The organism is Streptomyces sp. NPDC002499 (assembly GCF_053595415.1).
The window spans coordinates 99,349-119,437 of sequence record NZ_JBSFXO010000009.1 but is presented as its reverse complement, the minus strand read 5'-3'; the positions used below and the strand labels follow the sequence as shown (position 1 = coordinate 119,437).

The following is a 20,089-nucleotide window of genomic DNA, read 5'->3' as shown; positions in this document are numbered from 1 at the left end:
GGGCCAATTCTCTCAGACGGCGATCGGCCGTCGTCCGCGCGTATCAATGGCTGATACAGAACGTGGCCGGAACCCGGAAGATCGTCGTCGCGTCTAGTGTTCCGGGCGTTACTGAGCGGGCATCACCCGGGGTGCGAAACCCGTCACTGGACGGGGAGGAAGGAAAAGCAGTGACTGAGGGTGCCGGCATTCGCGCGGGGGATCTGCCGGACGATCTGACCGCCGCCGAGGCCGGCATGTGGCAGGCCTTCCGCAACGGCAGCGTGTACGACCTGAGCAGCGGGGACACCGTCGTCGACGATCCGCACGGCGGCCATCCCTGGGGCCCCGAGCGCACGGTACGCGCGCGGATCGTGTGCTGGCTGCTGCTGGACGGCCCGCCCGCGCTCTCCGGCCGGGTGGCGTCACTGAAACTCCGTGGCGTGCAGATCAGCGGGGTGCTGGACCTCGCGGGCGGCACGGTGACGCCGTACGTGGAGCTGCGCGGCTGCCGTTTCGAGCGGGAGGTCCTGCTGCCCGAGGCACGGTTCCAGACCATGCGGATGGTGGACTGCTCGGTGCCGCGCCTGGAGGCGGCCCGGGTGCACACGGAGGGTGACCTGCACCTGCCCCGCTGCCGGTTCCACAACGGCGTACGGCTGACCGACGCGCACATCGGCACCGATCTGCTGCTCAACCAGGCGATCGTCTACCGCGACCGCAGCGGCCGTTCGATCGCCGCCGACGGCATGACGGTGGGCCAGGACCTCCAGGCGGAGCTGCTGGAGTCGCACGGCGAGCTGAGCCTGCGCAGCGCCAAGGTCGGCGTCTCGCTGAGCCTGCGCGGGGCGCGCCTTGCCAACCCGTACACCCGGCTCGCGCTGAACGCGCCCCAGCTGACCGTGGGCCGGACCCTGTACCTGACCCCGGCGGGCGTCGGCAGCCCCGCGCTGAGCGGTTCGACGCCCGCGCGCGGGACCCGCATCCAGCGCTTCGAGTGCCAGGGCGGGGTGCGTCTGGACGACGGACGGTTCGGCGACTCGGTCGACCTGGAACGGGCCCGGTTCACCTTCACCGACGACCAGGAACTGTCGCTGCGCCGGGTGCAGACGCCCGAACTGCGCTTCCTGGGCGAGCGGCCGCAGCGCGGGGCGGTCGTCCTGTCGGGCGCGAAGGTGATCAACCTGGTCGACCGGTCGAGCGCCTGGCCGACCCCCGGCAACCTGCAGATGGGCGGCTTCGCGTACGAGAACCTGGTGCCGACCGGCCGGTTCCCGCTGGAGGAGCGGCTGGGCTGGGTGGCCGCGGCGACCGCCGAGTACAACCCGGAGCCGTACGAGCGGCTGGCCGCCGTGCTGCGGGCCGGCGGCGAGGACGAGGACGCGCGCGAGGTGCTGCTCGCCAAGCAGCGCCGGCGCCGCGAGACGCTGCCACCGGCGGCCAAGCTCTGGGGGTACGTGCAGGACTGGGCGGTGGCCTACGGGTACCGGCCGGGGCGGGCCGCGGTGTGGATGGCGGTGCTGTGGGCCGCGGGCTCGGTGGCGTTCGCGCACGCGAGCCATCCGCCGGTGCAGGCCGGGGGCCATCCGGCGTGGAACCCGGCCCTGTTCGCCCTCGACCTGCTGCTCCCGGTGATCGACCTCGGTCAGGTCGGCGTCTGGCAGCTGAGGGGCGGCTGGCAGTGGCTGGCGGCCACGATGATCATCCTGGGCTGGATCCTGGCGACGACGGTCGCGGCGGGCGCGACCCGGCTGCTGCGGCGGAACTAGGGCCTGTCGTCGGGGCGGCCGCCTGGAGTCGTCTCCGGGCGCGCAAGGGGTGCACACGGAATGCGCACCGAACGCACATGACCTCCAGATCTCGCGCCTGCCCCGACCGAACGGTTGTTGAACAGTCATCACCTTTTACCTTCCCTTGACCTAGGCGCGTACAACTTTCGATGAGTTGCCCGCTCCATCTGGCGCCGGGCTGACCTGCGGTCCTTCAATGGTCGACACCATGGCTCTGCTGCACCCCTTCAGCCGCGCGGCCCGCACACCCCGGGCCGAGCCGCGCCTCTCCCCCGGCCTCCCGGCCGACGACGAGGTGCTGCTCGACGTGCCCGACGACGGTCTCGGCGCCGTGCTGGTCGCGGCGGCCCGTGGCGAGCACCGGCCGGCGGCCGATCTGCTCGCCGCCACCCGCCGGGGCGCCGACTGGGAGGGCCGCGACCGCTGCGTACGCCGTCTCGCGGCCTTCGCGTGCTCACGCGCGGAGTGGTTCGAGCAGTGGTACGAGGCCGCCCCGAACGACCCCGACGCGCGCGTGGTCGCGGCCCAGCTCGCCGTCGACCGGGCCTGGCCCTCCCCGGCGCGCGCGGAGCTGCTGCGCGAGGTGAGCCCGCTGATCACGGCCGCGGCGCGCGGCGACGACCGCGACCCGGTGCCGTGGCGGATCGCGCTGGACCACGCGCGCGGGGCGAACGCCGGGCACAAGTACTTCGAGGAGCTGTGGGAGGCCGCGGTCCGCCGCGCCCCGCACCACTACGGCTGCCATGTGGCCGCCCTGAACTACCTCGCCGCCTTCTGGCACGGCTCGCACCGCGAGTGCCTGGACTTCGCCGACCGGGCCGCACAGGACGCGCCCGCGGACTCGCTGGTCCAGGGGCTGCCGGCCCGCGCGGTCCTGGCCTACCTCACCGACGACTGCGGCCCCGAGGTGCCCCGGCACCGGCTGGACGCGGCGGCCGACCGGGCGATCGCGCTCTCCGCCCGCTTCCCCGCGGCCCGCCCCTGGCCGGCCGAGCTGCGCAACAAACTGATGTACGTCCTCGTACGCCTGGAGCGCTGGGACGACGCCTACGCGCAGCTGCGGCTGATCGGCCCGTACGCCACGTCCTTCCCGTGGGACCGGCAGTCGGACGACCCGCTCGCGCTGTTCCTGAGGACCCGCGACGAGATCCGTTCAGCGGTGCTGTCGTCGTCGCCCCGGCATCCACGGAGTGAGCGGGGCGGACGCGCCCGCTCCGGAGACCATTAGGCTTCTGCGCCGTGACCACCGTCCAGCTCCCGCTCTTCCCCCTGAACTCGGTGTTGTTCCCGGGGCTGGTGCTGCCTCTGAACATTTTCGAGGAGCGCTATCGCGCCATGATGCGCGAACTGCTCAAGACCCCCGAGGACGAACCGCGCCGGTTCGCCGTCGTGGCGATCCGCGACGGGCATGAAGTGGCGCCGACCGCGCCCGGCATGCCCGACCCGACCGCGCCGCGCGATGTGGGACCTGCGGCCGGCTTCGGTCCCGACCCGCTCAAGTCCTTCCACGGCACGGGCTGCATCGCCGACGCGGCGACGATCCGGGAGCGCGCGGACGGCACCTTCGAGGTGCTCGCCACGGGCACGGCCAGGGCGCGGCTGCTGTCGGTCGACGCGTCGGGCCCGTTCCTGACGGCCGAGGTGGAGGAGCTGCCGGAGGAGCAGGGCGAGGAGGCCGGGGCGCTGGCGGAGGGGGTGCTGCGGGCGTTCCGCCAGTATCAGAAGCGGCTGGCAGGGGCGCGGGAGCGCTCGCTGTCGACGGGCGCGGACCTCCCCGACGACCCGTCCGTGGTCTCGTACCTCGTGGCCGCCGCGATCATGCTCGACACGCCGACGAAGCAGCGTCTGCTGCAAGCGCCGGACATCGCCTCCCGTCTCCGCGAGGAACTGAAACTCCTTCGCACCGAGACGGCGATCATCCGTAACCTGCCGTCCCTACCGGCGTCGGAACTGACGCGCAGCCCGACGAGCCTGAACTGAGGCACGGCACCCATGGCGAAGAAGTCCAAGAAGCACCAGCCCTCCGCGGGCGGCACACCGGCGACGGTGGCCCTGACGTCCGCGGGGGTGTCGCACACGATCCACTCCTACGACCACGACCCCTCCCACCCGTCCTACGGCGAGGAGGCGGCCGAGGCGATGGGCGTGTCCCCGGACCGGGTCTTCAAGACGCTCGTCGCGGACGTGGACGGCACGCTGACGGTGGCGGTGGTCCCGGTGGTGGGCACGTTGGATCTGAAGGCGCTGGCGGCCGCTGTGGGCGGCAAACGGGCGGCGATGGCGGACCCGACGCTGGCGGAACGAACGACCGGCTACGTCCGCGGCGGCATCTCCCCGCTCGGCCAGCGCAAGAAGCTCCCCACGGTGCTGGACGAGTCGGCGTCGTCCCACTCCACGATCTGCGTCTCGGCGGGCCGCCGGGGCCTGGAGGTGGAACTCTCGCCGGATTCCCTGGCCACCCTCACTGGCGCGGTACTGGCCCCGATCGGCCGCGCCTGACCCCTCGACGCGGGCCCGATCCTCGGTTAGACCCACACCCATGTCGAAGAAAACCCGCAAACGCAAGTGGCGCACCAGAAAGGCCAACCACGGCCACCGCCCGGCATAACGGGCCTCTCTCGCCCCATCTCTGGGGGCTGCCGCCCCCAGACCCCCGCTTCGGCCTGAACGGCCTCGTCCTCAAACGCCGGACGGGCTGAAAGATTCAAGCCCAGGTCGGTGAAAACTCAGCCCCTCCGGCGTTTGAGGAGCGGGGTCTGGGGCGGAGCCCCAGAAGGATGGGACGGGTAGGGGCGGCGGGGGCGAGAAAACCCGCCTACGACAGCGGCGCCCCGTACCCGTCCTTAGGCACAACCCCCGCCTGATACACCTCAGGATCCCGCGGCCCGAACAACGCCGTCAGCCCCAGGTGGACGAGCAACCCCGCGAACGGCCACGCCAGCAACGCCCCCTTCGCCCCCAACTTCAACGGCGCGGAGAACGTGACCCCCTTGCCCACATCCTTCGCGTGCGCGATCACATCGTCCGTGGGCCCGAGCCACACCCCCACCCGCCAGGCGAGCAACGCCCCGAGCAGTCCCCCGACCCCCACCGCCACAACCAACGGCACACCCCCACGCCGCCGCCACGCGAACACCGCCACCGCACTCACGACCCCGAACGCCAACGCGAGCAACGCGAACGTCCCGTCGACCCCGATCGCCTGCTCTCCCTCGCTGTCCGCGAGATAGACGACCCAGCTCTTCTCGACCACGTCCCCCACGAGCGGCACATGCGGCGCGAGCCACCACCACAGCACCCCCAGCAGCACACCCGAGAGCGCGACCGCCACGGCGACGATGCCGGCCTCCCGCAGCTCGGCCTTCATCCCGGGTCCGTCCTGCCCGTAGGCACCGTCCCAGAGGGAGTCACGCGGCGCGGAAGCCGCGTACCCGGCACCGGGACCGGCCCCCGGCCCGGCACCGGGATCGCCACCCGGCGCGGCCCCCGGAGGCTGCCACGCGTCGTGCGAGGAGTGTTCGTGCGGCGGCGGAGGCGGAGTCAACGGTGCGGTCACCCTGACATCGTGCCAGGCGCGTCTGTGCGGCGCGTCACCGGACGGCCGCCCGGCGGTACGCCCAGGTGGCGACGGCGAGCGAGATGACCCCGACGACTCCGCAGACGGCCAGGTCACCGAGGACGAAGGCCCAGTCGGGATGCGGCCCGAAGGTACGTGCGAAGGCCTCGACGCCGTACGTGGACGGCAGCAGATCCCGCGTGAAGCGCACCGCGTCGGGCATCCGGTCGGCCGGCAGCACCCCGAGCAGCAGCGCCGCGGACATGCCCAACTGCCCGAGCAGCGTGGCCAGTTCGGGCCGCGGCGCGAGCAGTCCGAGCGCGGCCCCGAGACCGGCGAGCGCGGCCCCGGCCAGCGGGATCACCGCGACGAGCACCCACAGATGCGTCAGCGGCAGCCCGAACAGCACGCAGCCGAACACCGCGGTCACCACGGTCCCCGGCACGGTGAAGGAGGCGTACGCCCCGGCCGCCCCGAGCACCACGGCGGCCGGCGGCACCGGCAGGGTGGCGTAGTGGTCGAGCCCCCCGCTGGCCCGCAGCTGCCCGAAGTACTGGGCGAGCAGGTTCAGCGCGACGAACGCCACGACGAGCACGGAGGATCCGGCCACCACCGACTCGGCCTCGCCGCCGCCGTCCACGACCCCGCGCATCAGGATCATGATCCCGATCGACTGGAAGGTCGCCACGAACAACAGGGGGATCCGCGCGACCCGCGCCCGCGACAGCTGCGCCCGGTAGATCGCGCACAGGGACGGCCACAGGCGGGCCCGCGGCGCGAGCTCGGCCGCGCCCACGGGGGCGGCCTCCTCGACGGCCAGGGCACTGCCCGGCAGGACTTCGGCGGGTACGACACTCACGTCGCGCGGCTCCCCTTCTGCTCAGCGTCCGTTTTCTGCTCAGCGTCCGTTGCGGCCCGAGAGCCCGTTGCGCGAGGCTCGCCCGCCCTGTCCCCGTTCCATACGGATACGGCGGCTCGCGCGCTCACGCCTTCACCAACCCCTGCCGCGCGGCGCCGCCCAGCGCCAGGTACACGTCCTCCAGGGACGGCGTGGTCAGGGTGAAGTCGTCCAGTGCGGCGAACGCGCTGCCGCCGGTGACCGTGGCGACGACGGTACGCGCCTCCTCCGGGGCCAGCCGCAGCGTCCAGCGGCGGCCGGACTCGACGGCCCGCTCGCGCAGCGCGGCGACCTCGGGGACGTGCAGCGGCGCCTTCTCGCGCCACACCAGGTCGACCCGGACCTCTCCGGCGACCTGCTCCTTGAGCCCGGTCGGGGTGTCGCAGGCGATGACCCGGCCCTGGTCGAGGACGGCGACCCGGTCAAGGACGGTCTCGGCCTCGATGACGTTGTGGGTGACGAGCAGGACGGTCGTGCCGCGCTCGGCCCGCCGCCGGTCGACGGCCGCCCACACGGCCCGCCGGGCCACCGGATCCATCCCGGTGGTCGGTTCGTCGAGCACCAGCAGCGGCCGCTCCCCGACCAGCGCGGCGGCCAGACACGCGAGCCTGCGCTGCCCGCCGGAGAGCTTCTTCAGAGGCCGCCCGGCGAGCGCGGTGAGCCCCAGTTCGTCGAGCACGTCGTCCCGCTCGGCCCGCGCGTCACGCGCTTCCAGGCCGCGCAGCCGACCGGTGGTCTCGGCGGCCAGGGACACCGTCAGCTCGTCCAGGGCGGTCGACTCCTGGCCGAGGTAGGCGAGGATCCGCGCGGCCCGCTCCGGGTGCCGCACGATGTCGTGCCCGAGGATCTCGACGCGGCCCGCGTCGGGCCGCATCAGCCCGGTCAGCTGCCGTACGAGGGTGGTCTTGCCGGCTCCGTTCGGCCCGAGCAGCCCGAAGATCTCACCGCCGCGGATGTCGAGGCGTACGTCGTCGGTGGCCCGTACCGCGGGTGTCGCGGGCGCGCCGCGCCGTCCCCGTACCGCCGGATAGGTCTTGGTCAGTCCGCGCACCGCGCACACGACATCGCCACCGTGCCGATGTGCCTGTGCCGCGCGCGTACTCACAAAGGACGAGAGTACGGGGTCGACGAGCCCCGCCCGCTCCCGGGTTGGCCCACAACGGCAAATCCACCGGTAAGGAACTACTCACCCGCGGGGGCGTGCTCGGCCGCCGTGCGGACGTCGATCTCCCGCCAGAAACCGGCCCGGATGGCGTACCGGTCGTGCTCGTCGATCTGGTCGTCCTTGTGCGCGAGCAGGCCGAACCGGGCCGCGTAGCGCAGCAGCTCGCCGTCGATCCGGTGCGGGACGCGCGGGTACATCCCGGACAGCTTCTGCAGCTGGACCTGTTCGCCGAGGCGGCCCATCCACCGCCGGGCGAACACCTGTCCGACCTCGTAGGGGTCGCCGCCGACCGTGGTGATGTCCTCCTCCCGGTCGGCCCACCGCTGCTCCGCCGTGGTCAGCTGGGCCAGCGTGGGCATCGAGGCCGCGTCGGGCGCCTCGGCGACGGGCCGGTCGACCCAGCCCTTGTCGGAGGACCAGCGCAGGGTCGCGCTCGCCGGATGCCGGTCGGGCTGGGCACCGGGGGCGCGCAGCGCGGCGAGGTCCTTGGGGGTGGGCACGCCCTTGGGCGCGGGCACCCGCTCCTGCGCCCCGTTCTCCGAGTCGGCCGCGGCCGGGGCGTGCTCGGCCTCCTCCTCGGGCCGCTCGCCGGCCGGGGCGAGCGGGGCGTCCGGCAGCGGCGCGGACAGGATCGCGGCGATCTCGGGCCGCGGCACCGGCGGCGGCGCGCACACCCCGCCGAGGTCCTTGGCCCGTACGGCCTTGACGATCCACGCCCGGTCGAGCACGCGCCGCTCGTCGGCCTCCGCGACCAGGTCCTCGGACTGGTTGTAGTCGCCGTCGGCGGCCTGCACGGCCCACAGGTGTACGGCGACCCCGTGCTCCTTGGCGGCCATCATGCCCGGCAGCAGATCGCCGTCGCCGGTGACCAGGACGACGTCGGAGCAGGCGCGGTTGCGGGCCAGCTCGGTCAGCTCGGCGTGCATCGCGGCGTCCACGCCCTTCTGCGCCCAGCGGCCGTCGCTGCGGGTCAGAGCGCCGAGCCGGACGGTGACGCGGGGCATCACGCGCAGTCTGCGGTGCTCGGGCTGGGGCACGCGGTCGGGGGCGCCGTCGAACCAGTAGATGCGCAGCAGCGGGCGCTCGGTGTCGGACTCGGCGCGCTCGCGCAGCCCCTGGATGAGGGCGGCGTGGTCGACGGTGATGCGGGAGCGTGAGGGTTCCCCGGCGAGCAGACTCGCGGCGGCCCCCAGCAGATACCCGGCGTCCACCAGGACGATGCAGCGGTCCACGCGATCCACCCTCTTTCCGGGAGGTTTGCTTCGGGCTTCCTTCGAGTCTGCCCGACAGCGCGGAGGTTAACGGCCCGAACTCGATCTTCGGCGTGGCGTTGCCCCAAGTCACAGACGGTAATTATCCGAAATGCGTTCTTTGTCAGGCTATGTGAATCTGGTCCCGACTCTGGCCCCCAGATCCCCCTCAGGAGGTAGATCACCATGGCCAAGAACAAGAAACAGGACCGCAAGCAGCCGCAGGCGGAGCGTGGTCAGCAGCAGGCCGAACGCTCCTCGATGGAGGCACAGGCCGAGCAGCGTATATCCCAGGTGACGCCCGCGGATGTCGCGCGCAAGGGCCGGCAGAAGCGCTTCGGCCACAACTGACATCAGCAGTGCGGGCATGACGAAGGGGCGCACCCGGTACCGGGTGCGCCCCTCGTGCGTGCTCATGTGCCGCGGTGGACTCAGCCTGCCAGGCAGGACGGTCCGAGCAGCACCTTCAGGTCGCCGAAGAGCGCCGGGTCGGGCTTGACCCGGTGCCGGTCCAGACGCAGCACCGTCGTCTTCGTCGGGCCCTGGAGCTTGATCCGGACCTCGCTGTCGCCCCTGTGGTGGCTGAGGATCTCGCCGAGGCGGCTGACCATCGGCGGGGTGACCCGGGTGGCCGGGATGGTGAGGATCACGGGCGCGTTGGTGCCCGCGTTCGACAGGTCGGGGACCTGGAGCTCCATCGCGACCAGGCGCGGCACGTCCTCGCGCTTGTCGAGGCGGCCCTTGACGAACACGACCGCGTCCTCGACGAGTTGGGTCGACACCAGCTGGTAGGTCGCGGGGAAGAACATGCACTCGATGGAGCCGGCGAGGTCCTCGACGGTGGCGATCGCCCAGGCGTTGCCCTGCTTGGTCATCTTGCGCTGGAGGCCCGAGATGATGCCGCCGATGGTGACGACCGCGCCGTCCGCGTGCTCACCGCCGGTGAGCTGGGCGATGCCCGCGTCGGCCTTGTCGGACAGCACGTGCTCCAGGCCGAAGAGCGGGTGGTCGGAGACGTACAGACCGAGCATCTCCCGCTCCTGGGCGAGCAGATAGCCCTTCTCCCACTCGTCGGTGGTGAACTCGATGTCGAGCCCGAAGCCCGGCTCGCTGCTCTCCTCGCCGCCCCCGAAGAGGTCGAACTGGCCCTCGGCCTCCTTGCGCTTGACCGCGACCACGTTGTCGATCATCGAGTCGAAGTGCGCGGTGAGGCCCTTGCGGGTGTGCCCCATGGTGTCGAAGGCGCCGGCCTTGATCAGCGACTCCGTGGTGCGCTTGTTGCACGCGACCGCCTCGACCTTGTCGAGGTAGTCGGGGAAGGAGCCGTACTTGCCCTTGGCCTTGCGGCTCCTGATGATCGACTCGACCACGTTCGTACCGACGTTGCGCACGGCTTCGAGGCCGAAGAGGATCACGTCGTCGCCCTGCGCGGCGAAGTTGTGCACCGACTCGTTGACGTTCGGCGGGAGCACCTTGATCTTCATGCGCCGGCACTCGTTCAGGTAGATCGCGGACTTGTCCTTGTCGTCCTTGACCGAGGTGAGCAGTCCGGCCATGTACTCGGCCGGGTAGTTGGCCTTGAGGTACGCGGTCCAGTACGAGACCAGTCCGTACGCGGCGGAGTGCGCCTTGTTGAACGCGTAGCCGGCGAAGGGGACCAGGACGTCCCACAGGGACTGGATCGCCTCGTCGCTGAAGCCCTTGTCGCGGGCGCCCTTCTGGAAGAGGACGAAGTTCTTCGCCAGTTCGTCGGGCTTCTTCTTGCCCATCACGCGGCGCAGGATGTCGGCCTCGCCGAGCGAGTACCCGGCGATGATCTGGGCGGCCTTCTGCACCTGCTCCTGGTACACGATCAGGCCGTAGGTGACCGCGAGGACCTCTTCGAGGGGCTCTTCGAGCTCCTTGTGGATCGGGGTGATCTCCTGGAGCTTGTTCTTGCGCAGGGCGTAGTTGGTGTGCGAGTCCATGCCCATCGGGCCGGGACGGTAGAGCGCGGAGACGGCGGAGATGTCCTCGAAGTTGTCGGGCTTCATCAGGCGCAGCAGCGAGCGCATCGGGCCGCCGTCGAACTGGAAGACGCCCAACGTCTCACCGCGCTGGAGGAGTTCGAAGGTCTTGGGGTCGTCGAGCGGCAGGGCCAGCAGGTCGAGGTCGATGCCCTTGTTGGACTTCACCATCTTGACGGCGTCGTCCATGATCGTCAGGTTGCGCAGGCCCAGGAAGTCCATCTTCAGCAGGCCGAGCGACTCGCACTGCGGGTAGTCCCACTGCGTGATGGTGACGCCGTCGGTGTGCCGCACCCACACGGGGGCGTGGTCGACGATGGGTTCGCTGGACATGATGACGCCGGCGGCGTGCACGCCCATCTGCCGGACCAGGCCCTCGACGCCCTTGGCGGTGTCGATGACCTTCTTGACGTCCGGCTCGTTCTCGTACATCGCGCGGATCTCGCCGGCCTCGCTGTAGCGCGGGTGCGAGGGGTCGGTGATGCCGTTGAGGTCGATGCCCTTGCCGAGGACGTCGGCGGGCATCGCCTTGGTGAGGCGGTCGCCCATCGCGTACGGGTAACCCAGCACGCGCGCGGAGTCCTTGATGGCGTTCTTCGCCTTGATCTTGCCGTACGTGCCGATCATGGCGACCTTGTCGGCGCCGTACTTCTCCGTCACGTACCTGATCACCTCGACGCGCCTGCGCTCGTCGAAGTCGATGTCGACGTCGGGCATGGAGACGCGCTCGGGGTTGAGGAACCGCTCGAAGATCAGGCCGTGCGGGATCGGGTCGAGGTCGGTGATGCCCATGGCGTACGCGACGATCGAACCGGCCGCCGAGCCTCGGCCAGGACCGACCGCGATGCCCTGCTTCTTGGCCCACATGATGAAGTCGGCGACGACGAGGAAGTACCCCGGGAACCCCATCTGGATGATGACGTCCATCTCGTACTCGACCTGCTTCTGCCGGTCCTCGGGGACGTTGCCGTTGAAACGGCGGTCCATGCCGAGGCGGACCTCCTCCTTGAACCAGGTGACCTCGGTGTAGCCCTCGGGGATGTCGAACTTCGGCATGAGGTTCTTGGCCTCGAACATGCCGGAGGTGTCGACCTGTTCGGCGACCAGGAGGGTGTTGCGGCAGCCCTCCTGCCACGCGTCCGAGGAGTCGATGGCGTACATCTCGTCGGTGGTCTTGAGGTGGTAGCCGGTGCCGTCGAACTTGAAGCGGTCGGGATCGGAGAGGTTCTTGCCGGTCTGGATGCACAGCAGGGCGTCGTGGGCCGTGGCCTCGTGCGCGTACGTGTAGTGCGAGTCGTTGGTGACCAGCGGGGGGATGCCGAGCTTCTTGCCGATGTCCAGGAGGCCGTCGCGGACCCGGTGCTCGATGTCGATGCCGTGGTCCATCAGCTCCAGGAAGTAGCGGTCCTTGCCGAAGATGTCCTGGTACTCGGCCGCCGCCTTCAGGGCCTCGTCGTACTGACCGAGGCGGAGCCGGGTCTGGAGTTCCCCGGAGGGGCAGCCGGTGGAGGCGATGAGCCCCTCGGACCACTGGGAGATGGTCTCCTTGTCCATCCGGGGCCACTTCTGCAGCCAGCCCTCGGCGTACGCGTCCGAGGAGAGCCGGAAGAGGTTGTGCAGGCCCGTCGAGTTGGCCGCCCAGATCGTCTTGTGCGTGTAACCACCCGAACCGGACACGTCGTCGCGCTTCTGGTGCGGCTGGCCCCACTGGATCTTGCGCTTGTTGCGCCGCGACTCGGGGGCGACGTACGCCTCGATGCCGATGATCGGGGTGACCCCGGCCTTCTTCGCCGTGTGGAAGAAGTCGTACGCCCCGTGCAGGTTGCCGTGGTCGCTCATCGCGATGTGCGTCATGCCCATCTCGTTGCACGCGTCGAACATGTCCTTCAGCCGCGCGGCACCGTCCAGCAGCGAGTACTGGGTGTGGACGTGCAGGTGCGTGAACGGCGGCTTTGACACGGCGTGGCCTCCATGGAAAAACACTGGGCGACAGGCTGCGGACAGTCCGGGGGACAACATCGGATCCTATGCCTCGGCACTGACACTCGCGGCCCTGCCCCGCGTACCTTCACAGCGAGGGTCGCGGGCACTTCCGCGGCCCGTCGCCCGTTGGAAACGACAGAAACGCTGTCGTACACATCCATGCACCAGGAGGCACCCAGCGATGTCGGTCCCCCAGCTCAACGACGAGCAGCGCGGCGAGGAGATCCTCGCCGTCTTCGACACCGCCTTCGGCGAGCTCCTGGCCGCCGACCCGGCCGCGTTCCGCGTGAAGTTCCGCAAGATGGCGGCCTCCGCCTTCGCCTTCTACCGGGGCACGGCGGCCCTCTTCTACCACGACGTGGACAGCGACCGGCGGGGCGGACCGTACCTGGACGAGCGCACCACGCGCGTGTGGATCCACGGCGACCTGCACGCGGAGAACTTCGGCACGTACATGGACTCCAACGGCCGCCTGGTCTTCAACGTCAACGACTTCGACGAGGCCTACGTCGGCCCCTTCACCTGGGACCTCAAGCGCTTCTCCGCCTCCGTCGCGCTGATCGGGTACGCGAAGGCGCTCAGCGATGAGCAGATCACCGAGCTGGTCGAGGTGTACGCGGGCGCGTACCGCGAGCGCATCCACGCGCTGGCGACCGGCGCCAAGAGCGACGAGGTGCCGCCGTTCACGCTGGACACCGCCGACGGCCCGCTGCTGGGCGCGCTGCGCACCGCCCGCTCGCTGACCCGCTTCGAGCTGCTGGACTCGATGACGGAGATCCGTGACTTCGAGCGCCGCTTCGCGCCCGGCGGCGGCTCCATCGAGCTGGACGCGGCCACCCGCTACAAGGTCCTCGCGGCCTTCGACGGCTACCTGGAGACCCTGCCGGAGACCTCCCTGACCCGCCCGGACTCCTACCGGGTCAAGGACGTGGTCGGCCGGCGCGGCATCGGCATCGGATCGGCCGGGCTGCCGTCGTACAACATCCTTCTGGAGGGCCACAGCGACGCCCTGGAGAACGATGTGGTGATCTACATCAAGCAGGCCCAGACCCCCGCCGTCTCCCGGCACATCACCGACCCGGCGATCCGGGACTACTTCCAGCACGAGGGCCACCGCACGGTGATCTCCCAGCGCGCCCTCCAGGCGCACGCGGACCCGTGGCTGGGCTGGACCGAGCTGGGCGGCGCGGGCCAGCTGGTCGCCGAGGTGTCGCCGTACGCGGTCGATCTGGACTGGAGCGACATCGACGACCCGGAGGAGGTCGCGGCCGTCGTCGCCGACCTCGGCCGGGCCACGGCCACCATGCACGCGGCGGCGGACGACACCTCGGGCGAGTCGCTGGTGCCCTTCTCCACGGAGCGTGCCATCGACGCGGCGATCGCGGCCGACGAGGACGGCTTCGCGGACATGCTGACGTCCTTCGCGCACGACTACGGCGCACGCGCGCGCTACGACCACCAGATCTTCGTGGACCTGTTCCGCAACGGCCGGATTCCGGGTCTCTAACGGTCCGTGGTCTCACAGGGATCTTTTAGGGGTCCCTTACCCGGCCACGTGACACACTCTCTCCGCTATGGACATATCCGGGACCCAGCCACGAGCCGTTCGCGCGGCGCTGTTCACGGCCTTCGTCGTGACGCTCAGCACCGCGTCGCACGTGCTGCTGTCGCGGGTCCCGCTGCCGCTGAACACGGTGGCCGCGGTCGCCGTCGCCGTGTTCGCGGTCGCCTACGCGCTGGCCGGCCGGGAGCGCGGCTTCGCCGGCATCGCCGCCCTGCTGATCCCGCTGGAGCTGGCCGCCGACACGGTGTTCACCACCGGTCAGCACGTCTGCTACGGCCCCGCGGGCGGCCCGGTCGCCGGCCCCCTGCGCTCCGTCGGCTGGGACCTGCTCTGCGGCAACAACACCCAGGTCGGCGCCCCGCTGGCCCGCGTGACCGGCGCCGACCCCGGCCATGTCACGTCGCTGCTCGCGCACGCCGACCCCGCCACCGCCTGGCTACTGCTGGGCGCGCACATCGGCGTCGGGCTGCTCGCGGCGGCCTGGCTGCGCCGCGGCGAGCGAGCGCTGGACCAGCTGCTGGCGGCGGTCGCCGCGACGACGTTCCGCCCGCTGCTGCTGGCCGTCGCCGCGGTCACCGTGCGCCGCGCGCCGCGCACCCGCCTGCCGCGGCCCCCCGTACGCCGTACGGCCTCCGCACTCGACCGGATCCTCGTGCACTCCCTGGGACGGCGTGGACCGCCGTGCTCGGTCGCTGTCGCCTGAACCACCGCCGGTACGGCCCACAGCACAGCACCTGAGCACCGCCCGTCCCCTTTCACGTATCCCCGCACACGACATGTGCGCCTCCCCGTACGGAGAACACCACCATGAGCAAGCGCAACAGCGCCGCAGCGAAGTCGCAGGCCCGCGAGCGGCTGCGCCAGGAACGCGAGCGCCAGGCCAAGCGCGCCAAGATCAAGCGGCAGGTCATCGTGGCCTGCTCCATCGTCGGCGTCCTCGCGATAGCCGGCGGCATCAGCTACGCGGTCGTGCAGGGCAACAAGCCCGGCTACTGGGAGGCGGCGAAGGACGACAAGCTCGTCAAGCCGGCCAACACCACGGGCACGAACGGCACGGTCGTCACCCTCGGCAAGTCCACCGCCAAGAAGACCCTGGTCATGTACGAGGACCCGCGCTGCCCGGTCTGCGCCCAGTTCGAGCAGACCGTCGGCCCGACCGTCAAGAAGGACCTGGACGCCGGCAAGTTCAAGATCCAGTACGTCGGGGCCACGTTCCTCGACGGCAACCTGGGCGGCGAGGGCTCCAAGAACGCGCTCAGCGCCCTGGGCGCGGCGCTGAACGTCAGCCCCGAGGCGTTCGAGGAGTACAAGACCGCGATGTACTCCACGAAGTGGCACCCCGAGGAGACCACGGACAAGTTCAAGGACGACGCCTACCTGATCAAGATCGCCGACACGGTCTCCGCCCTGAAGGGCAACACGGCCTTCCAGAAGGCCGTGAAGGACGGCACCTACGACCGCTGGGCGATCGAGGAGTCGAAGATCTTCGACAAGGACGGCATCCAGGGCACCCCGACCCTGAAGATGGACGGCAAGGCCCTGACCGGCTCCGACGGCCAGGGCAACGCGCCGATGACGGTGGCGGACTTCAACACCGCGATCACGGCGGCCCTGAAGGGCTGATACCGAACCGACTTCCAGTCGAAGAGCGGGCGAACTTTTGACGGTTCGCCCGCTCTTCGCCGTACCGGTCAGTAACCTGATCGCCCGTGACCAGTCGATACAGATCATCCGATCCCGCAGCCTCACCCGCCGAGCGCCCCGACTGGCGCTCCCCGCGCCGCCGTTCAGTGGTCAAGGCCGCGGCCGCCACCGCCGTCCTGGCCGGCCCGCTCGCCGCCGCCCTCCCGGCCCGCGCGGCCACCGAGGCCCCCGCCTTCCTGCACGGTCTGGCCTCCGGCGACCCGCTGCCCGACGGCATCCTCCTGTGGACCCGTGTGACGCCGACCGCCGAGGCCACCCCCGGCTCCGGGCTCGGCCCGGACACCGAGGTCGGCTGGACCGTCGCCACCGACAAGGCGCTGACGAACGTCGTCGCCAAGGGCTCCCTCACCGCGACCGCCGCCTCCGACCACACCGTCAAGGCGGACATCCGCGGTCTCGCGCCGGCCACCGACTACTGGTTCCGCTTCTCGGCCGGCGGCACCGACTCCCCCGTCGCCCGCGCCCGCACCGCGCCCGCGGCCGACGCGAGCGTGTCCGGCCTGCGCTTCGGCGTGGTCTCCTGCGCCAACTGGGAGGCCGGCTACTTCTCCTCGTACCGCCATCTCGCGGCCCGTGGCGACCTGGACGCCTGGCTGCACCTCGGGGACTACATCTACGAGTACAAGAGCGGGGAGTACGGGACCCGCGGCACCGTCGTGCGGCCGCACGCGCCGGCGAACGAGATCATCACGCTCGCCGACTACCGCACCCGGCACGGCAAGTACAAGACCGACCCGGATCTCCAGGCCCTGCACGCCAAGGCGCCGGTCATCGCGATCTGGGACGACCACGAGTTCGCCAACGACGCCTGGTCGGGCGGCGCGGAGAACCACACCGAGGGCGCCGAGGGCACCTGGTCCGCCCGGCAGGCGGCCGCCAAGCAGGCCTACTTCGAGTGGATGCCGGTCCGCCCGGCGATCGCCGGCACCACCTACCGCCGGCTGCGCTTCGGCAGGCTCGCCGACCTCTCGCTGCTCGACCTGCGCTCGTTCCGCTCGCAGCAGGCGTCCACGGCCAGCGGGGCGGTGGACGATCCGGACCGGACGATCACGGGCCGGGCCCAACTCGACTGGCTGAAGGCCGGGTTGAAGGCCTCCGACACCACCTGGCGGCTGGTCGGCAACTCGGTGATGATCTCGCCGTTCGCCATCGGCTCGCTCTCCGCCGACCTGCTCAAACCGCTGGCCAAGCTGCTCGGTCTGCCGCAGGAGGGCATCGCCCTCAACACCGACCAGTGGGACGGCTACACCGACGACCGGCGCGAACTCCTGGCCCACCTGCGCACCAACGCGATCCGCAACACCGTCTTCCTGACCGGTGACATCCACATGGCGTGGGCCAACGACGTGCCGGTGAACGCCGGCACCTACCCGCTGTCCGCCTCCGCCGCCACCGAGTTCGTGGTCACCTCGGTGACCTCCGACAACCTCGACGACCTGGTGAAGGTCCCCGAGGGCACGGTCTCCGCGCTCGCCGCGCCGGTCATCCAGCTGGCCAACCGGCACGTCCACTGGGTCGACACCGACCGCCACGGCTACGGCGTCCTGGACATCACCGCCGACCGCGCGCAGATGGACTACTACGTCCTGTCCGACCGCACCACCACGACGGCGACCGCGTCCTGGGCCCGCTCGTACCGCACGCGCAGCGGCACGCAGAAGGTCGAGCGGACGTACGACCCGGTGTAGCTAGAGGCTGTCGAGGAAGCCGAGGGCCACCCGCCAGGTGGCCTCGGCGGCCTCCTCGTCGTAGTCCGGCAGGTCGGGGTCGGTGTAGAGGTGGCCGGCCCCGGCGTACCGGTAGATCTCCACGTCGGCGCCCGCGCGGCCCATCTGGAGGTACCAGGCGCTCAGCCAGTCGTCCGTCTCGAACGGGTCCGGCTCGGCCACGTGCAGCTGGACCGGCAGGCCGTCGACGGTGACGCCCGGCGCGAGGTCGGAGGTGCCGTGCAGAAGCAGCAGCCCGCGCGCCTTCTCGTCGCCGAGCGCGAGGGTCTGCGCGACGGAGGCGCCCAGCGAGAACCCGGCGTACACCAGCCCCCGCTCGGAGTAGGGCGCGGCGGCCAGCACGGCCCGCTTGAGCAACTCGTCCTTGCCGATCCCGTCGTTGAAGGCCATGCCCTCCTCGACGGTCTCGAATGTACGTCCGTCGAAGAGGTCCGGCGTCCACACCACGTGGCCCGCTGCCCGCAGCCGGTCGGCCGCCGCGCGCACGGCCGGCCTGAGCCCGTAGGTGGAGTGAAAGAGCACGATGTTCATGGGGTCATGGTGTCAGCCGCGCGCAGCCGGTTACGTTCTCAGGCATGGAGAACGTACTGCGTCCGTTGATCGTGATCGGCGGCTCGGTCGTGCTGACGCTGCTCATCGGCTGGGTCACCGACCTGCTGCTGCGCAAGGCCGACGAACGGTATGAGCACACCTCGCTGTGGGGCCTGCTGCGCCGCGGCCGGGTGCCCTACCAGCTCGTGCTCTGCGCCGCGCTGCTCAGAGGCTCCTACGAGCAGGCACGGCTGCTGAAGGAGCACCGGGCCGGCATCGGCCAGACGCTGACCCTGGTGCTGATCGGTGCCACGGCGTGGCTGATGGTCCGGATCGCGGCGGCGATCGTGGAGTCGTCGTACGCGCGGTACGCACGCGTGCACCGCGATCCGGCCCGGGTCCGGCGGGTGCGGACCCAGGTGACGTTGATCACGCGGGTGGTGGCCGCGGTCGTCGGCGTGGTGGCGGTGGCCGCGATGCTGCTGACGTTCCCGGCGATGCGCGCGGCCGGCGCCTCGCTGCTGGCCTCGGCCGGCATCCTCGGCATCGTCGCCGGTGTCGCCGCCCAGTCCACGCTCGCCAACCTCTTCGCCGGGCTGCAGATCGCCTTCGGCGACATGGTGCGCATCGGCGACACGGTCGTCGTGGACGGCGAGTGGGGCACGGTCGAGGAGATCACCCTGACGTTCCTCGCCGTGCGGACCTGGGACGAGCGCCGGATCACCATGCCGGTCTCGTACTTCACCTCGAAGCCGTTCGAGAACTGGTCGCGCGGCGGCACCCAGATGACCGGCATCGTCTACTGGCACCTCGACCACTCGGCGCCGGTGGAGCTGATGCGGGAGAAGCTGCGGGACATCCTGCGCGAGTGCGCCGCCTGGGACGGCCGCGACTACGGCGTCGCCGTCACCGACGCCACCCCGAACACCCTTCAGGTACGGGCCCTGGTGACCGCCAAGGACGCCGACGACATCTGGACGGTACGGGTCACGGTCCGCGAGCAGATGATCCGCTGGCTGGGCGAGCAGCACCCCTACGCCCTGCCCCGCGTCAACACGGCGGACGCGGCCCTGCCGCCGGGCAGCGCCGCTTCCCCGAACGGTGCCGGCGACGGGGCCCGCGACGGCGCCGAGGGCGTAGCGGCCACCCGCCGCGCCCACGAACCGCCGCGCACGGGCCGCGGCTGAGGCTCACTGCCCGCGCTCGGCCCCGCCGTTGACCTGGACGACCTGCGAGGTGACGTGCCCGGCGGCCGTCGAGGCGAGCCAGTGCAGGGTCACCGCGACATCTCCCGGCGTACCGGCCCGCTTGTTCACGGTGTCCCCGATGAGCCGCTCGCGCCGGGCGGGGTCGATCTGCGCCCCGAAGAACTCGGTGTCCTCGATGTAGCCGGGCGCGACCACGTTCGCGGTGATCCCGCGCGGCCCGAGCTCCCGGGCCAGGTCATGGGCGTACGGGTGCAGCGCGGCCTTGGCCCCCGCGTACGCCCCGCTGCCGGACCCCCGGTAGGCGGCGATGGAGCTGACGAACAGCACCCGTCCGCCCGGTGAGGCGAGCCGGTCCTTGAGGGCCTCCGTGAGCAGGGCCGCGGTCAGGGTGTTGATCCGGAAGTTGACGGTCCAGTTGTGCGCGACCCGATCGAGCGGATCCTCGCTGTCGACGGGCGGCTCCAACTGCCCGGTGCCGCCGGCACTGTGGATCAGTACGTCCACGGTCCCCAACTCCCGCTCCACGAAGGCGGCGACCCGCCGCACCTCGGCCGGCTCCGCGAGATCGGCGGCGAAGGCCAGCGCCCCCGGCACCCCGGCCTTCTCCAGCACCTCGGCCCGCCGCCCGAGCAGCAGCACCTGATCCCCGTCCGCCGCGAACGCCCGCGCCGCCGCGAGCCCGATTCCCGTACCTCCGCCGCTGATCACCACATTGCGCGTCATGATCC

17 protein-coding genes are annotated in these 20,089 nt (G+C 71.1%); 10 read left to right on the top strand and 7 right to left on the bottom strand.

Going from position 1 to position 20,089, the window contains the following annotated elements:
* Positions 1-170 precede the first annotated feature (170 nt).
* The 4 genes from ACWD5F_RS25805 (at position 171) to ybaK (ending at position 4,268) form a co-directional block, all read left to right on the top strand.
* Positions 171-1,748, top strand: a complete 1,578-nt coding sequence (locus ACWD5F_RS25805) for an oxidoreductase (protein WP_451257730.1) — start codon at positions 171-173, stop codon at positions 1,746-1,748.
* A 217-nt stretch (positions 1,749-1,965) separates the two neighbouring features.
* A complete protein-coding gene (locus ACWD5F_RS25800) occupies positions 1,966-2,997 on the top strand; it encodes a hypothetical protein (protein ID WP_451257728.1) in 1,032 nt (343 codons plus the stop codon).
* Positions 2,998-3,008: 11 nt separating this feature from the next.
* Entirely contained in the window at positions 3,009-3,749 is a 741-nt protein-coding gene (locus tag ACWD5F_RS25795; protein ID WP_451257726.1) for an LON peptidase substrate-binding domain-containing protein, read from the top strand.
* 12 nt (positions 3,750-3,761) lie between these two features.
* The gene (gene ybaK, locus ACWD5F_RS25790; RefSeq protein WP_451257724.1) at positions 3,762-4,268 is read left to right on the top strand and encodes a Cys-tRNA(Pro) deacylase; all 507 of its coding nucleotides are present in this window, start codon (positions 3,762-3,764) and stop codon (positions 4,266-4,268) included.
* Between the two features lie 316 nt (positions 4,269-4,584).
* Here the strand turns inward: ybaK and ACWD5F_RS25785 are convergent, their stop codons facing one another.
* From ACWD5F_RS25785 to ACWD5F_RS25770, 4 genes are all read right to left on the bottom strand, one after another.
* On the bottom strand, positions 4,585-5,325 hold the full coding sequence (locus ACWD5F_RS25785) for an AAA family ATPase (RefSeq protein ID WP_451257722.1): 741 nt from the start codon (positions 5,323-5,325) through the stop codon (positions 4,585-4,587).
* A 34-nt stretch (positions 5,326-5,359) separates the two neighbouring features.
* Complete coding sequence (locus ACWD5F_RS25780; RefSeq protein ID WP_401727344.1) at positions 5,360-6,184, bottom strand: ABC transporter permease; 825 nt, start codon at positions 6,182-6,184, stop codon at positions 5,360-5,362.
* Positions 6,185-6,308: 124 nt separating this feature from the next.
* Positions 6,309-7,283, bottom strand: coding sequence for an ABC transporter ATP-binding protein (locus ACWD5F_RS25775; protein ID WP_451258272.1), 975 nt, complete (start codon positions 7,281-7,283; stop codon positions 6,309-6,311).
* Positions 7,284-7,405: 122 nt separating this feature from the next.
* Positions 7,406-8,620, bottom strand: a complete 1,215-nt coding sequence (locus ACWD5F_RS25770; RefSeq protein WP_451257720.1) for an NYN domain-containing protein — start codon at positions 8,618-8,620, stop codon at positions 7,406-7,408.
* 204 nt (positions 8,621-8,824) lie between these two features.
* Here ACWD5F_RS25770 and ACWD5F_RS25765 point away from each other — a divergent pair, with 204 nt between their 5' ends.
* Positions 8,825-8,989, top strand: coding sequence for a hypothetical protein (locus ACWD5F_RS25765; protein WP_401727346.1), 165 nt, complete (start codon positions 8,825-8,827; stop codon positions 8,987-8,989).
* An 80-nt stretch (positions 8,990-9,069) separates the two neighbouring features.
* Here the strand turns inward: ACWD5F_RS25765 and dnaE are convergent, their stop codons facing one another.
* Positions 9,070-12,603 (bottom strand): DNA polymerase III subunit alpha, encoded by a 3,534-nt coding sequence (gene dnaE / locus ACWD5F_RS25760; RefSeq protein ID WP_451257718.1) that lies wholly within the window; start codon positions 12,601-12,603, stop codon positions 9,070-9,072.
* Between the two features lie 205 nt (positions 12,604-12,808).
* Here dnaE and ACWD5F_RS25755 point away from each other — a divergent pair, with 205 nt between their 5' ends.
* The 4 genes from ACWD5F_RS25755 (at position 12,809) to ACWD5F_RS25740 (ending at position 17,583) form a co-directional block, all read left to right on the top strand.
* Positions 12,809-14,134 carry a DUF2252 domain-containing protein gene (locus ACWD5F_RS25755; RefSeq protein WP_451257716.1) on the top strand — a complete coding sequence of 442 codons (1,326 nt, stop codon included), beginning with the start codon at positions 12,809-12,811 and terminating at the stop codon, positions 14,132-14,134.
* Between the two features lie 67 nt (positions 14,135-14,201).
* On the top strand, positions 14,202-14,894 hold the full coding sequence (locus ACWD5F_RS25750) for a hypothetical protein (protein WP_451257714.1): 693 nt from the start codon (positions 14,202-14,204) through the stop codon (positions 14,892-14,894).
* A 104-nt stretch (positions 14,895-14,998) separates the two neighbouring features.
* Positions 14,999-15,814, top strand: coding sequence for a thioredoxin domain-containing protein (locus ACWD5F_RS25745; protein WP_451257712.1), 816 nt, complete (start codon positions 14,999-15,001; stop codon positions 15,812-15,814).
* Between the two features lie 86 nt (positions 15,815-15,900).
* Complete coding sequence (locus ACWD5F_RS25740) at positions 15,901-17,583, top strand: alkaline phosphatase D family protein (RefSeq protein WP_451257710.1); 1,683 nt, start codon at positions 15,901-15,903, stop codon at positions 17,581-17,583.
* Here the strand turns inward: ACWD5F_RS25740 and ACWD5F_RS25735 are convergent, their stop codons facing one another.
* Positions 17,584-18,153, bottom strand: coding sequence for a dienelactone hydrolase family protein (locus tag ACWD5F_RS25735; protein ID WP_451257708.1), 570 nt, complete (start codon positions 18,151-18,153; stop codon positions 17,584-17,586).
* A 44-nt stretch (positions 18,154-18,197) separates the two neighbouring features.
* Between ACWD5F_RS25735 and ACWD5F_RS25730 the strand changes: the two genes are divergently transcribed.
* A complete protein-coding gene (locus ACWD5F_RS25730) occupies positions 18,198-19,340 on the top strand; it encodes a mechanosensitive ion channel family protein (protein WP_451257706.1) in 1,143 nt (380 codons plus the stop codon).
* A 3-nt stretch (positions 19,341-19,343) separates the two neighbouring features.
* Here ACWD5F_RS25730 and ACWD5F_RS25725 read toward each other — a convergent pair whose 3' ends face one another.
* Positions 19,344-20,084: an SDR family NAD(P)-dependent oxidoreductase gene (locus tag ACWD5F_RS25725; protein ID WP_401727354.1), complete on the bottom strand. Its 741-nt coding sequence runs from the start codon at positions 20,082-20,084 to the stop codon at positions 19,344-19,346.
* Between the last annotated feature and the right edge of the window lie 5 nt (positions 20,085-20,089).